16 protein-coding genes and 1 pseudogene are annotated in these 14408 nt (G+C 30.1%); 3 read left to right on the top strand and 14 right to left on the bottom strand.

Annotation, left to right across the window (positions count from 1 at the left end; translation table 11 throughout):
* Nucleotide 1: 1 nt before the first annotated feature.
* The 12 genes from MHI13_RS01375 to MHI13_RS01320 form a co-directional block, all read right to left on the bottom strand.
* Complete coding sequence (locus MHI13_RS01375) at nucleotides 2–598, bottom strand: sugar transferase (protein ID WP_054105669.1); 597 nt, start codon at nucleotides 596–598, stop codon at nucleotides 2–4.
* Complete coding sequence (locus tag MHI13_RS01370) at nucleotides 598–1812, bottom strand: DegT/DnrJ/EryC1/StrS family aminotransferase (protein ID WP_054105670.1); 1215 nt, start codon at nucleotides 1810–1812, stop codon at nucleotides 598–600. The genes MHI13_RS01375 and MHI13_RS01370 overlap by 1 nt, the downstream gene beginning before the upstream one ends.
* An 18-nt stretch (nucleotides 1813–1830) precedes the next feature.
* The gene (locus tag MHI13_RS01365; RefSeq protein ID WP_081002153.1) at nucleotides 1831–3120 is read right to left on the bottom strand and encodes a nucleotide sugar dehydrogenase; all 1290 of its coding nucleotides are present in this window, start codon (nucleotides 3118–3120) and stop codon (nucleotides 1831–1833) included.
* Nucleotides 3110–4957: a polysaccharide biosynthesis protein gene (locus MHI13_RS01360; RefSeq protein ID WP_054105671.1), complete on the bottom strand. Its 1848-nt coding sequence runs from the start codon at nucleotides 4955–4957 to the stop codon at nucleotides 3110–3112. Before MHI13_RS01360 ends, MHI13_RS01365 begins: the two co-directional genes overlap by 11 nt.
* 33 nt (nucleotides 4958–4990) lie before the next feature.
* The gene (locus MHI13_RS01355; protein WP_054105672.1) at nucleotides 4991–5758 is read right to left on the bottom strand and encodes a tyrosine-protein phosphatase; all 768 of its coding nucleotides are present in this window, start codon (nucleotides 5756–5758) and stop codon (nucleotides 4991–4993) included.
* Nucleotides 5755–6462 carry a polysaccharide biosynthesis tyrosine autokinase gene (locus MHI13_RS01350; protein WP_054105673.1) on the bottom strand — a complete coding sequence of 236 codons (708 nt, stop codon included), beginning with the start codon at nucleotides 6460–6462 and terminating at the stop codon, nucleotides 5755–5757. The genes MHI13_RS01355 and MHI13_RS01350 overlap by 4 nt, the downstream gene beginning before the upstream one ends.
* Nucleotides 6463–6474: 12 nt before the next feature.
* Complete coding sequence (locus MHI13_RS01345; RefSeq protein ID WP_054105674.1) at nucleotides 6475–7137, bottom strand: YveK family protein; 663 nt, start codon at nucleotides 7135–7137, stop codon at nucleotides 6475–6477.
* A gap of 392 nt (nucleotides 7138–7529) precedes the next feature.
* A complete protein-coding gene (locus MHI13_RS01340; protein WP_017175470.1) occupies nucleotides 7530–7631 on the bottom strand; it encodes an SE2200 family small protein in 102 nt (33 codons plus the stop codon).
* A gap of 160 nt (nucleotides 7632–7791) precedes the next feature.
* The gene (locus MHI13_RS01335) at nucleotides 7792–8070 is read right to left on the bottom strand and encodes a hypothetical protein (RefSeq protein WP_049334832.1); all 279 of its coding nucleotides are present in this window, start codon (nucleotides 8068–8070) and stop codon (nucleotides 7792–7794) included.
* Entirely contained in the window at nucleotides 8067–8684 is a 618-nt protein-coding gene (locus tag MHI13_RS01330) for a DUF1361 domain-containing protein (protein ID WP_002449400.1), read from the bottom strand. The genes MHI13_RS01335 and MHI13_RS01330 overlap by 4 nt, the downstream gene beginning before the upstream one ends.
* 254 nt (nucleotides 8685–8938) lie before the next feature.
* A complete protein-coding gene (locus tag MHI13_RS01325) occupies nucleotides 8939–9076 on the bottom strand; it encodes a hypothetical protein (protein ID WP_176743954.1) in 138 nt (45 codons plus the stop codon).
* Between the two features lie 73 nt (nucleotides 9077–9149).
* Nucleotides 9150–9605, bottom strand: coding sequence for a MarR family winged helix-turn-helix transcriptional regulator (locus MHI13_RS01320; protein WP_070548527.1), 456 nt, complete (start codon nucleotides 9603–9605; stop codon nucleotides 9150–9152).
* Nucleotides 9606–9752: 147 nt separating this feature from the next.
* On the opposite strand from MHI13_RS01320, the gene MHI13_RS01315 reads away from it, so the two are divergent.
* Together MHI13_RS01315 and MHI13_RS01310 are read left to right on the top strand one after the other, a co-directional pair.
* Complete coding sequence (locus tag MHI13_RS01315) at nucleotides 9753–11393, top strand: alpha-keto acid decarboxylase family protein (RefSeq protein ID WP_070548529.1); 1641 nt, start codon at nucleotides 9753–9755, stop codon at nucleotides 11391–11393.
* Nucleotides 11394–11614: 221 nt separating this feature from the next.
* On the top strand, nucleotides 11615–12022 hold the full coding sequence (locus MHI13_RS01310; protein ID WP_049334853.1) for a serine O-acetyltransferase: 408 nt from the start codon (nucleotides 11615–11617) through the stop codon (nucleotides 12020–12022).
* Between the two features lie 48 nt (nucleotides 12023–12070).
* On the opposite strand, the gene MHI13_RS01305 is transcribed toward MHI13_RS01310, so the two are convergent.
* A complete protein-coding gene (locus tag MHI13_RS01305) occupies nucleotides 12071–13213 on the bottom strand; it encodes a CapA family protein (protein WP_049437053.1) in 1143 nt (380 codons plus the stop codon).
* Between the two features lie 242 nt (nucleotides 13214–13455).
* Between MHI13_RS01305 and MHI13_RS01300 the strand changes: the two are divergent.
* Nucleotides 13456–13590: pseudogene (locus MHI13_RS01300) on the top strand (DUF4870 domain-containing protein); the annotation flags it as partial.
* A 43-nt stretch (nucleotides 13591–13633) separates the two neighbouring features.
* Here MHI13_RS01300 and MHI13_RS01295 read toward each other — a convergent pair.
* On the bottom strand, nucleotides 13634–14395 hold the full coding sequence (locus MHI13_RS01295) for an alpha/beta hydrolase (RefSeq protein WP_070519028.1): 762 nt from the start codon (nucleotides 14393–14395) through the stop codon (nucleotides 13634–13636).
* Nucleotides 14396–14408 lie beyond the last annotated feature (13 nt).

Here is a 14408-nt window from a genome sequence, read left to right as displayed (position 1 = left end):
ATTAGCTCTCCTTATTATTAATATTACTTCTTTTTAATACACTTAAAATTGTTTTCCAAATAATTATACAGTCAAATTTAAATGATACATTATCAACATAATAGACATCATTTTTAAACTTATATACTTGAGGGATTGAGTTTCGGAAGAAAGCTTGATTATAACCAGTAATTCCCGGCTTCACTTCAAGTTTTCTAGATTCATCATTTTTATAAATTTCTAACGCTTCAGGAGTATCTGGACGCGGCCCTACAATACTCATGTCACCCTTTATGACATTTATCAGTTGGGGAATTTCATCAATACTTGTTTTTCTTAGAATTTTACCTACTCTCGTAATTCGACTATCATTTTCCGAATTATAAGTCGAACCATCTTGATTTCTAATATCAGGTGCATTCATTTTCATAGATCTAAATTTATACATTAGAAACTTAGATTTGTTTTTTCCTAATCGATAGCTTTTATAAAAAACTGATCCATTATCATCTAATTTAATTAATAATGAAGTACCACTTATAACTAAACCTACAATTGGCATAGCTACTAAAGATAATGTTAAATCAAAAGCACGTTTATAATGAGTTTTATAATTCATTATTTCGTCACCTCATCAATTACATCTAAGTATGTTTTTGCAACATACTTTGCATCCTCATCAGTGATTTGTAAATGCAAAGGTAAAGATATTTCATTTACAAATTGATTATAAGCATTTGGATAATTAATAATATTAAATCCTAAATTTTTATAAGCAGTTAATAAAGGTAGTGGTTTGTAATGAACATTAGTTGAAATTCCTTTTTCAGCCATTTTTTTAATGATAAGATTTCTTTCTTCTGCGCTTATACCACTTACTCTCGTTAAATATAGATGTCCTGATGATTCTCTTTCTTGTTCATAATGCTTTAAAATATTAATATTATTTTTATTTAATATTTCATCGTAAATAGATATGATTTCTTTTCTTCTGTTAAGAATTTCTTTGTATCTTTCTAATTGAGCAATTCCAATTGCTGATTGAATATCAGTCATATTACATTTATATAATGGTGCAACAATATCATATTCCCAATTTCCTGCTTGAGTTTTAGCCAATGCGTCTTTAGATTGGCCATGTAGACTCAACAACATATATTGATTATAAACTTCATCATCGTCTAAATTTTTATTTAACTTCCAAGTTACAGCTCCACCTTCGGCAGTTGTTAAGTTTTTAACTGCATGAAAAGAGAAGCATGTAAAATCAGCTACACTTCCAATAATTTTCCCTTTATACTTAGCGCCAAATGAATGTGCACCATCAGCTATAACTACAATTCTATTAAAAGCTTTTTGGAACTGATTATTTGCTTTAAATAAGTTTTGTTTTTCTTCAACGATTTTAAATATTTCATCATAATTCACTGGTTTTCCTGCTATATCTACTGGAATTATAGCTTTAGTTTTTTCTGTAATGCTATTAGCTAAAGCTTTATAATCCATTTCATAAGAATTCTCAGCAGTATCTATCATTTTTATATTTGCTCCTACATGAAAAACTGAAGCTGCTGTTGCAGTATACGTATATGCTGGAACAATTACTTCATCATCTTTTCCTATACCTAACAATCTAAGAGTCATTTCTAATGCTGCAGTACATGAATTTAATGCTACAGTTCTAGCACTATTTACAAAGTTAGTGATATCTTTTTCAAATTGTTTAGTTTTTGGTCCAGTAGTTATCCAACCTGATTTTAGTACTTCAATTACATTATTAATATCTTCTTGATTAATAGATGGAGGTGAAAACGGAATATTTTTTTCTGTCATTTTATTTTCTCCTTTCTTTTATAATGACCAATAAGATACTTTACTATTTTCATATTGCTTAAATCTATTTTTTAAATCCACTATTATTGCATGTTTTTCATTTAATAACTTTAAGAACTTATCATCATTGATTTCTTTAAATTGCTTATGATTTACTGAATATACTAAAACATCAATATCTCTGCCAACTTCCTCGATATTAGATGTATAAGTTGCTTTGATATTTTCTAAATCCGGTCTAAAAGCTTCCATGTATGGATCAATAACTAAAGGTTCAATTCCATATTCATTTAATTCTTCAATCATATTTATAATTTTAGAATTTCTAAAGTCTGGAGTATCTTCTTTGAATGTTAAGCCAAATACTACTACTTTAGGGTTGTTTGCCATTCTATTTTTAACTAATTCTTTAATTAAATTTTCTCCTACAAAGGTAGACATGAAATTATTTATTTTCCTACCTGCTGCAATGATTTGTGAATGAAATCCAATGTTCTCTGCTTGATAGATGAAATAGTATGGATCAACACCAATGCAATGTCCTCCAACTAATCCAGGTGTAAATCCTAGAGCATTCCATTTTGTATTCATAGCATCAATTACATCAAAAGTATTAATATTCATACGATTAAATACTTGAGATAATTCATTCATAAATGCAATATTAATATCTCTTTGACTGTTTTCAACTACCTTAGCACTTTCTGCAACTTTAATACTTGGAGCCTTATGAATTCCTGCTTCAATAATTGCACCATATGTTTCTGAAATTGTTTTAAGTGCTTCATCATCTATACCCGAAACAATTTTCACAATATTTTTAACTGTGTTCTTTTTATCCCCTGGATTAATTCTTTCTGGTGAATATCCAATTTTAAAATCTTTAATACCTTCTAAACTAGAGATTTTTTCTAATAAAGGCATACAAATATCTTCTGTTACTCCAGGATAAACTGTAGATTCATAAACCACTATATCTCCTTTTGATAAATAACGTCCTACTAACTCCGTAGCACCCTCAATTGGTGCTAAATTAGGAGTATTATCCTGTTTTATTGGAGTTGGAACAGTAATAACATAGAAATTCACATCTTTTAAGTCTTCTTCATTTGAAGAAAATTTCATAGTTGTATTTTTTAATCCTTCAGAACCAACTTCACCAGTTGGATCAATATTATTATTATATTTTTCAACTTTTTCTTTATCAATGTCAAATCCAATAACATCAAATTTTTCAGCAAAAGCTACAGCTAAAGGCATTCCTACGTATCCTAAACCAATTACACCAATTTTAGTATTATTTAACATTTTCATTACCATCCTTATCATTATTTATAAAATCGATTTTATTGTTAGCAAAATCTATTAAAAATTGTTTATTAAAATTATTCTGTAAATTACATATAATTTTATCTAATTCTTTTGAGTTTATTGTTGTGACTTTACCACGATATATTTTTTCATATACTTGTTCAGGGTGTACTTCCTCTTTATTCATCAACTCTTCATATAATTTTTCACCTGGACGAATTCCAGAAAATTCAATTTTAATTTCATCTTCAGTTTTTCCACTTAACCTAATTAGATTACGTGCTAAATCAACTATCTTTACTGGTTCTCCCATATCAAGCACGAAGACTTCTCCACCTTGTGCTAATGCACCAGCTTGTAGTACTAGTCGTGATGCTTCAGGAATCGTCATAAAGTAACGAGTCATATCTGGATGCGTCACTGTGACAGGTCCTCCAGCTACAATTTGTTTTTTAAATAATGGAATGACAGATCCTCTTGAACCTAAAACATTTCCAAATCGCACAGCTACAAAATCGGTCTTACTATTTTCATCATTGAGACTTTGTACGACCATTTCAGCCATACGTTTAGATGCACCCATGACATTAGGTGGATTAACCGCTTTATCAGTTGAAATCATGACAAACTTTCTCACGCCAGCTTTTTTAGCGGCAGTTGCTACATTTCTAGTCCCAAGCACATTATTTTTAAATGCTTCCGATGGGTTATATTCCATTAATGGCACATGTTTATGAGCGGCTGCATGATAAATCGCATATGGTTGATAATTGTCTACTATTTCTTGAATATGTTGAGCATCTTGAACATCTGCAATGACTGGAATAATTTCAATTTTATCTTTATACAATTTTGTTAACTCTTGATGAATTAAATAAATACTATTTTCACCATGTCCAAGTAATATCATTCTTTCTGGTTCGAATTTACATACTTGACGACATATTTCAGATCCTATAGATCCTCCGGCTCCAGTGACTAATATTGTTTTATGCGTTAGTTCTTTTGAAATCATGGCCATATCTAACTCTACTGGTTCTCTTCCTAGTAAATCTTCAACTTCTACACGTTTTAATTGATTAACCTCTAATTCTCCAGATAATACAGACTCTATACTTGGCATTTTGAAGATATCAACCCCAGTACTGTTACATAGATCAGTGATTTCTTTCAATCTAGCTGGTGAAAGCGTAGGTATAGCAATGATAATTCTTTTAATACGATATTTTTCCACTAGATTAGGAATATCTTTAATCGTGCCCTGTACTTTAACTCCTCCAGTAATAGCTAAATTCCGCTTTTGTGGATCATCATCTACAGCTAAGACAGGTTCTAATCCCATATCCGGGCTTCGTAACATTTGTCTTATTAATAGTGACCCACCGCGACCTGCGCCTACTATCAGTGTTGGCTTTTTCTTTTTTTGTTTCCCAACTATAAATCCGCGGCCAATTCTCCATGAAATTCTTGATCCTCCTATAAGAATCAGATGCATCATCCATGTAATTAAATACAATCTAAAAAATGGTGGATGTCCTGTAAAAAGAGGTACAATAATTATTGTTGAAATAATAGAACACGTTACCGCTTCAACAATAATCAATAATTCATTCACGCTCGCATATTCCCAAGCACGATGATAAAGGTTAAATATGTATGCAAATACATGATGTGAAATCAGTAATATAATTGAAGTGAATATTAAAATTTTCTTTGAATAGCCCTCAAAATATGGCTCTAATATACTGTAACAAATAAATACAGACAGGGTTACAATAATTGAATCTATAATAATTAAAATTAAAAGCCGTCCTCTTGCACTTAATTTATCCAACTTAACTCTCCTCACTTAGAATGTGAAATTTGATTAAAATAAATTAAAAAGTTTTTTCTGTGTATATTCTTGAGTTGGCTGTTTTTTTGGTACATCTTCATTATCTATAATAAATTTCGCATTATTCATTAAATTATGAATTTCTTCATGATATTTTTTTAACTTTCTTTCTTCAAATAGACGATTCATAATGAAAGGTCTTTTTTCCACATGGTGTGCATCTGAGGCAACAAAATGTGTTAAGTTATTTTCAATCATATCTATACATTTTTTTTGCGTCTTCTTCCCATGATGTCCCATTAGTGAAGCCGTTGTTAACTGACTTAACGCGCCTGCATTGATTAATTCATAAAGGACATCTAAATTGGTACTAATTTCTTTATTTCGTTCTGGATGTGCAATGATTGGCACATAGCCTTTCGATTGTAATTCAAAGAATAAACGACCTGTATAATGTGGGACATGTCCGGATGGTAATTCGATTAATAAGTACTTAGAATGATTAAGACCAATAATTTGCTTGTTCTCTAATTGATGTAAAATTTGGTCACTAATTCTTATCTCTTGTCCAGGATAGATATTAATTCCTATATCTTTAAATTCATCGATACTCAATACTTCATCCATTTTAGGTACGATGTCTTCATAATAATTATCAAATTGTGGACTTAAATGATGAGGAGTAGCAATAATATCTGTAATCCCCTCACCTTTAGCTTGTTTCAACAATGAAATCGTCTCTTCTTTACTCTTTGATCCATCATCTAAACCAATAAGAATATGATTATGTATATCTATCATGATTTAATCTCATCTCCATAGTAATGGTAATAACTAGAAGATTTTTCTTTAGCTGTTTTATTTAGTACTGCACCAATAACATGTCCATCGGCTTGTTCAACGAGTTGTTTAGCTTTTTTAACTTCATTTCGATTATTTTTCTGAGCATCAATAATTAACATACAATTTGGTACATATTGTAAAAATACTTGTGCATCTGTAACAGAAATGATTGGTGGCGTATCAATTAAAATAAAATCGTATTCCTTTTGTAAATGTTCAAAAATCTTTTTAAACCTTTTAGAAGCTATTAACTCTGAAGGATTTGGTGGAATGGGACCAGATGTTAGTAAATCTAAATTCTTCACTCTCGTAGATCTAATTGCTTTATCAAAATCTGAATTTCCAATAATTAAATTAGATAATCCATCATAGTTTGATGTTTCAAAATGATAATGTTGTGTTGGTTTACGCATATCTCCATCGATAATTAAAGTTTTATATCCAGCTTGTGCATAAGTAATCGCAATATTTGCAGACACAATACTTTTCCCAGCTGCTGGTTTTTCAGAAGTAATCAGCACACTTTTAATTTCTTCAGCATTTGAGAACATAATATTTGAACGAATACCTCTTACTTTTTCGCTAACAATTGATTTAGGGTTATCTTCTACATATAAAGGTGTCTCTAATGCTTTACGTTTTTCTTTTTTTCTTTTAGCCATAAGATTTTCTCCTTATTTTAATTTTTGAATTGAACCTAATACAGGAATATTTAATTCTCTTTCAACGTCTTCTTCTGTTTTAATTCGTTTGTCGAATAATTCTTTCATTATAATAATAAAAATCGCTAATATTATGCCTAAAATAAGTCCAATAACTAAATTAAGTATTAAACTTGGTGAAACTTTTGATGCAGTTCCATCAGCTGAAGATAAAACTGAAACATTATTTACATTCATAATTTTTGGCATTTTATCACTAAATACTTCTGATATATCATTAGCTATCTTTTCCGCATCATTTTTACTATCACTTTTCACATTAATATTTAAAATTTGTGATTGTGCTTGCGTAGTCACAGTTAACATTCCTTTGATATCAGAAGAAGAAAATTCATCATTTTTTTTTGCTACTTCATCTAAAATACGGGGACTTTTAACTATTTCCGAATACGTATTAACTAACTGAATATTACTTTGTACTTCTTGAGCCATTAATTCCGAATTTTTTTCTTTTTGATTTACTAATACTTGAGTATTAGCCTCGTATTTTGGTTTCATTAAAAACATAGTTATTAATGCACTAATTAAAATGAAAATAAGTGGTAATAAAATAAGTAATTTTAAATTTTTTCTTAAAGCTGTTAAAAATTTTGATAAACTTAACGAGTTTTCCATATTAACCTCCAAAACGTTTTTCAATACTAATTTTATATTTTAAAAAATATTTTTACAATAGCTTTTCTATAAATATATTTTTAAATCTCTAAATAGTTTAATATATATGTAAACATTTAAATTTAACCATTACATTTTATCTTATAACTTTAATATCAATACATTTTTAAAAAAATGTAAATATCATGTAAACTATTGTATTTTATTTGACAATTAAATTTATTATATAATAATGTGTAGACATTATTTGTCTTTAAGAATTATTTAATTATATCTGCGTTGGATAAATTGTATTCAGCTATATTAATTTAAATTTAATAATTTTTATGTATATTAAAGATATATAAAAAGCCAAGAGATTTTCATTTAAGAAAACCTCTTGGCTTCATTTATTAATATTCAATATTTGGCATTTCGTTTACTTTGTTTTGATATTTTTTGAAAGCAATATAGCCTACAAAACCAATAATCGTTGTAACTAAAAGTTTTTTCATTATTGTCACTCCTTTTAATTTTTAGCGTACATTAGATTTGTTTTGTCAAAAAACAAGTCTATACTAAATCTATTATACACTCATTTGGTATTATTTTTAAAGTCAATCGAACAAATTGCGTTATATTTATGTCATTTTAGAGAAGGGATTGAAAACATATTTAATTTTTCATCACAAATACACAAATATATATCGCAACAAACTCTAAGAAAGTAAAAAGATAAATATATTTTAAATTCAGCTTTTCTTTAAGTGGTACCTCCCAATGTGGATACTTACGTTCATAATAGACATTTTGAACAAAAAACAATCCTAAACCTAATGGTACATAAGTAATCATATTTTTATACTTTGAATCTAACTCTATGTCACTAAGAAAATGCTTAATTATTACTTGTAATATAATCACAATGACTAAGAGGAGTAGTATGCGAATCATTTTATTAATCGTACTCCTTTCACAAATAATATAAGAATGGCTTGTAATAATACCATAAGCATAATAAAAATAACACTTTTTAAATCGATGGCATCAAACACTTGATGCGTAATCGTTAATGGTCGTGTAATCAGATAAACTGTATGGAATCTTAAAAAACGTCCAACATATATGCCTATCCCATTTAGAAACATTAAACTCAGTACTAAGCATCGATTAAGCCATATATTAGAAGTAAAATGTTCTAAGCTGATAAATATAAAGATCATACAATAGATTGCAAAAAAGACACCTGCCAGTAAATACGCAAACGCAAACCATTCAATTAAATTTAAACTGACTAAGAAATTGAATTTAAAATTATTAAGATGGATTAAGTCTGTAACCATATAGAACGTATTGGGAACTAATAGTATAAAAATAAGTGCAAATACAATAAATAAAGGCCACTCTTTAGTTTCCTTTGGTTTAAATAACTTTAAAAGTAAGCAAAGCTCTAGAGGAATATAGGCTAAGAATAGATTTAATGTCATAAAGTTAAGTATTCGCGGTACAAACAATGAAATAATAAAAAGCACTATAAAATAAATTCTTGCGATATAACGTGGTGCCACATTCTACACTACTTTCTTTCTATAAATGAAATAAGGTTAGAAAATTAAAACGCTAACATGTGATATCTTAACATTCTACTTTACTCTAACCTCTTCTATATTAAAACATATACTTTCGAATTGCATTATTTATGGCTATCGTAAAATGATCCATTGTTGATGTCCAATTTTTTCATTTTTACGTGCTTTTGACGAATCATCACCATTACTAAAAAATGATTTTCGAAGATCTAGTGTTAATTCTAATTGACCCCTTAACATTTTATATTGTAATCTGCAATATTATTTGGTTTTATTACAGTCAAATATCCTATCGTACGTTGTACATTAAATGTATATATCTTTAATTCTTTTGAAATAAGTTGAATTAACTTTTCATCTTTATTGATCATAGACAGTATATTTTCTCCTTAAAATTGTATAGAAACAGTTGAACTGTCGATGTACATCCGTTTAGCTTCTTTTTTATGATTCTTTTTCATCTTTTAAATGTTTAATATCTTGAAACCCTTCACGATAATTCGATAATTCTTCCATGATCGCATACCAATCTTTTCCAATTTTTTGGAACGTTTGTTGCATTAATTCATCTTGTGCTTTATTTAATTTCTCTACTAGTTTACTTCCTTTAGGTGTTGGAAATAATTGTTTTACTCTGCGATCTTCTTCAGATTGTTGTTCAATGATTAAGCCTTCTTCTTTTAACTTCTTCAATGTCGCGTGAGACCCTTGCTTTGATATTTCTAACGTGTTTAGTAACTGCTTAATCGTAATACCAGGCAATTTATTGATAAAAAATAAAAAGCGATGGTGTTGTCGACTCATATCATATTTTTCGATAATTTCATCTGCAGTCGTCACAAACGTTTTATAAGCGAAATAAAATAGCATATGCTCATAATCATTTTTATTTCGATCCATATTCACTCGTTCCTTTTCAAAGTCATTATTAATTATTATAGTAAATTTTCTAACGACTTTCATCAAAAGGTCAATAATATTGACTTTATTTATAACCAGGCTTATCCTATATATGTAAACAAAAGCAATACAAAGGTGGAATTGAATATGAAACAACGTGTAGGACAATATTTAATGGATGCAGTACATGAAGCAGGTGTCAATAAAATATTTGGTGTGCCAGGAGATTTTAATCTAGCATTTTTAGATGACATCGTAAGTCATAAAGGCGTTGAATGGGTTGGAACAACGAATGAACTAAATGGTGCTTATACCGCTGATGGTTACGCACGTATGAACGGACTAGGCGTACTCGTAACAACATTTGGTGTTGGAGAATTAAGTGCCGTCAATGGTATTGCAGGTTCATATGCAGAACGTGTTCCAGTCATTGCTATCACAGGCGCACCAACAAGAGCTGTTGAAAAGGCAGGCAAATATGTGCATCACTCTTTAGGTGAAGGACGCTTTGATAGCTATCGACACATGTTTGAACCGATTACAACAGCACAAGCCTATATCACGCCTGAAAATGCAACAACTGAAATCCCTAGAGTAATCAATGCAGCGCTTCAAGAACGTCGTCCAGTACACATTCACTTACCTATTGATGTGGCTATGTCAGACATTGAAATTGAACAACCATTCAAAGTTGAAAAAGCACCTCAACAAGATGTAACTCAATATGTAGATATGGTGGCTGATCAATTACGTTCAGCTCAACAACCATTAATTATTGCAGGTCATGAAATCAATAGTTTTCATCTACATGATGAATTAGAACAATTTGTCAATAAAACGAATATTCCAGTTGTTCAATTATCGTTAGGTAAAGGGGCATTTAATGAAGAAAACCCACACTATATGGGTATTTATGATGGGGAAATTGCTAAAGATGACATTAAAGACTATGTCGATCATAGCGATGCTATTTTAAATATTGGTGCCAAATTAACTGACTCAGCTACTGCAGGCTTTTCATATCAATTTGATATTAATGAAGTGGTCATGATTAACCATCGCCTATTCAAATTAAACGATACGATTGATACAGAAATTGCATTGCCTGAATTCTTAGAAGCGTTAAATACGATAGATTATACAAATAAATCTTCATTTCCTTCTTACCAACAACCAGAATCAAATGACTATGAATTAACTGATGATATGTTAACTCAAGATATTTACTTTAAAATGATGCAAGACTTTATTGGTGGCGATGATATATTAATCGCAGAACAGGGAACATCCTTCTTTGGGGCTTACAGTTTAACTTTACCTAAAAATATGTCATTTATTGGTCAACCTTTATGGGGTTCAATTGGTTACACATTACCAGCTACATTAGGTTCTCAAATAGCTAACCCACACCGTCGTAATATCTTATTAATTGGTGATGGTTCATTCCAATTAACTGTTCAAGAATTATCAACAATGATTCGCCAAGATATTAAACCTGTGATTTTCTTAATTAATAATGATGGTTATACTGTTGAACGTCTCATTCATGGTATGGAAGAGCCCTATAATGATATCAACATGTGGGATTACAAAGCATTACCAAACGTATTTGGTGGAGATAGCGTGAAAGTCCATGATGTTAAGACTTCAAAAGATTTAAAGGCTGTCTTCGATGAAATAAATGAAGATCAAGAACACATGCACTTCACTGAAGTCACAATGAAATGGGATGACGCACCTCAAACACTACGTGATATCTCTAAATCATTCGCTAATCAAAACAAATAATGGATATTGGGAGAACAATTAAATAAATTGAAAGCTACTATGCATGTCAATAGTTAAACACATAGTAGCTTTATTTAATAAGTTCTATTATAAATATTTTAAATAAAAATTAAATTTCACGTGTTTAATTTTTATTCAAACTCTTTTTTTAATTATTGATTATTTTGGAAAATTTATTTATTATTTACATAAAGTAGAGGAGGTCGTAGACTGTGTCTTTAATGAATAAATCTATTTTTCTAATGACTAAGCTTCAAAAACATAATATTCCAGTTATTCCTAGACTTATGCAACAAATGAATCGTTTAATTTTTGCTACTGATGTTCCTAGAACAGTTAAAATTGGTAAAGGAACAAAATTTGCACATAGTGGTTTAGGATGTGTAATACATGAGAGGGCTATAATTGGGGATAATTGTAAAATTCTTCAAAACGTTACAATTGGTGGACGTAGTAAACATGGTACTCCTGTAATTGGTAATAACGTACTTATAGGAGCTGGAGCCACAATATTAGGTGGCATAACAATAGGTAATAACGTTAAAATTGGTGCTCAAGCTTTAGTAATGGAAGATGTTCAAGATAATCAAACAATTGTCGCACAAAAAGGGACAATTTTGAATAAATGAGTTAAAGGCGACTATATATGTCATTAATACATATTTAGTCGCTCTTTTTTATAAACTTTTTTCATTTAAAAATTTATTATCGATAACATCTTTTGTAATATCCTGTAAATGTTTGACATTCCATTCACTGTCTGAATCATACTGTAGTCCATGTTTCTGTGCTAATTGCGATGTGTAATCATCAAGATTATAAATTTTAAAATGTTGTCGTGTTTGTTTATTGGTAGGACGTGCTTGTTCGTAATGATTGACCATGCTTGTCCATTTAACATTCCCTATATGTACACCTTTAGGTTCTTTTACTACATCGAAGTTTATCCTTCCTAACAATTGATTATTTTCATCTCCACTATACTGTCCATTTAAAAAATTACCTAAAGAATACGCTACCAACGTTTTATGATGATGATTTTTTGCTTTAACCCACTTTACTGGTTGAATCACATGTGGATGCGTACCAATGACGACGTCTACACCTTCATTTGCAAACAATTGAGCATATTTCTTCTGTGTCTTATTTGGTTTATGATGATTTTCATTTCCCCAGTGTGCCGACACCATGACTACGTCGCTTTGTTGTTTTGCTTTTCGTATATCCTGTTTAATAGTAGCTTCGTCAAACGTCTTTACTGTATATGGATCGTTTGAGACCATATCATTTGTTCCATACGTGTAACTTAATACACTAATTTTTACACCATTTTTAGAAATAGTATGTATACGATTCGCCTCTTTTTTCGAATTGTATATTCCTGTAAACAATACTTCATTATCAAATTTTTTCCAAGTCTGTATATGATTTGTAATTCCTTGATTTCCTTGATCTAAGGAGTGATTATTTGCACCATTAATCACATCGAAACCAGTTACAACAATGTCACCTGCTACTTGACTAGGCGTGTTGAATCGTTTAAATCCTGAAAATGGAATATCATCTCCACCAAGCGGAGACTCTTGATTTACAAAAGCTAGATCAGGTGTAGTTATATCGTTCTTTATATTAGAATACATTGGTTTAAAATTAAATGAGCCATCAGAACGTTGTGCATCATTATAGACAACAGGATGAATTAAATTATCTCCCACTGCCACAACTGATAATTTCTCACTGTTATCTTCAGCAAGAGCCATACCACATATCAGTGAAAATACTAGAAAAATAACGACTGAAGTGATGTAATATCTGTACACTAAACTTACGCTCCTTATTAATTTAGAGTAGCTTCTTTTATATTCACGAAAAACCTAAAATAATTAATACTTGTCATTATTTTAAGATACTCAAAATAATAACTCAAATTAGTTTATGAATTAATAAATAAGAAATAGAAAAAGTATCTATTTCTTATTTTTGGTTATCTATTATTACCAGATGTATCAACATGTTTGATGGGTTGATCGATGGCATTCGCTAATTTGAAAGTTTAGTTTTAACTGTAGTGTTAATTGGTTACTTAACTTTATTCGTTGTAGGTATTGCTGGTTTTGTCTATACTATTTTAGCTATTCTTGCAATGAATAAAGACGAAGATTATGTCGTACCTTTAACTATTGAAATTATTAAATAAATAAAAAAATATCCCTCTGTGAATATCTCACAAAGGGATATTTTTATTTCTCTACTAACCATTCAATTGTACGTTCAATTGCTTTGTCCCAAAAAGCATAATCATGTTCCCCAGGTCCTTCTTCATATTTATAATTGATACCTTTTTCATCTAAATATGTCATAAATCGTTGATTATCATCATATAAGAAGTCTTCTGTGCCACATTGAATAAAAAGTTCTGGAAGTGTTGCGCCTTTATCAACCGCTTCATCCACTAAGTGATAGGTATCTAACTCTGTACCTTTAACTTTTAAAGCTTCACCGGCAATGGCTTTGGGATCAAAGTCATTCCACTCAATATCGAGTAATGATTTTACATCAAATACTGCTGATAATGGCGCTGCTTTAGAAAATAAATGGCTTTGAGTTAAAGCAAATTTCATGGTTCCGTACCCCCCCATTGAATGACCTGCAATAAAATTATCTTCTCTTTTTTTAGATACTGGTAACACTTGATGTGCATAATTGTAAATTTCTAATATATAGTCATAGTAGCTATGACCAAAAGCCATATTTGCATAACCACTGTGATCTGCATTCGGCATAATCACTGCCAACTGATGTGCTTCTGCATAACGTTCGATACTTGTGAAACGCATATACGATGTCGCATCACTTGATAAACCATGTAATAGTAATAACATTTTTAATGGTTTTACAGGTTCATGTTGTTTAAAAAAGCTATCGTCTTCTGGAACGATGGCTGTAAACGATTGATTCATCCCAATCGTAGGTGATTTATAATTAATAGTCATAAATGCCATATTGTTTCGTCCT

It is taken from the genome of Staphylococcus sp. FSL K6-0223, from assembly GCF_038008285.1.
This window is presented reverse-complemented; position numbering and strand designations above follow the sequence as displayed.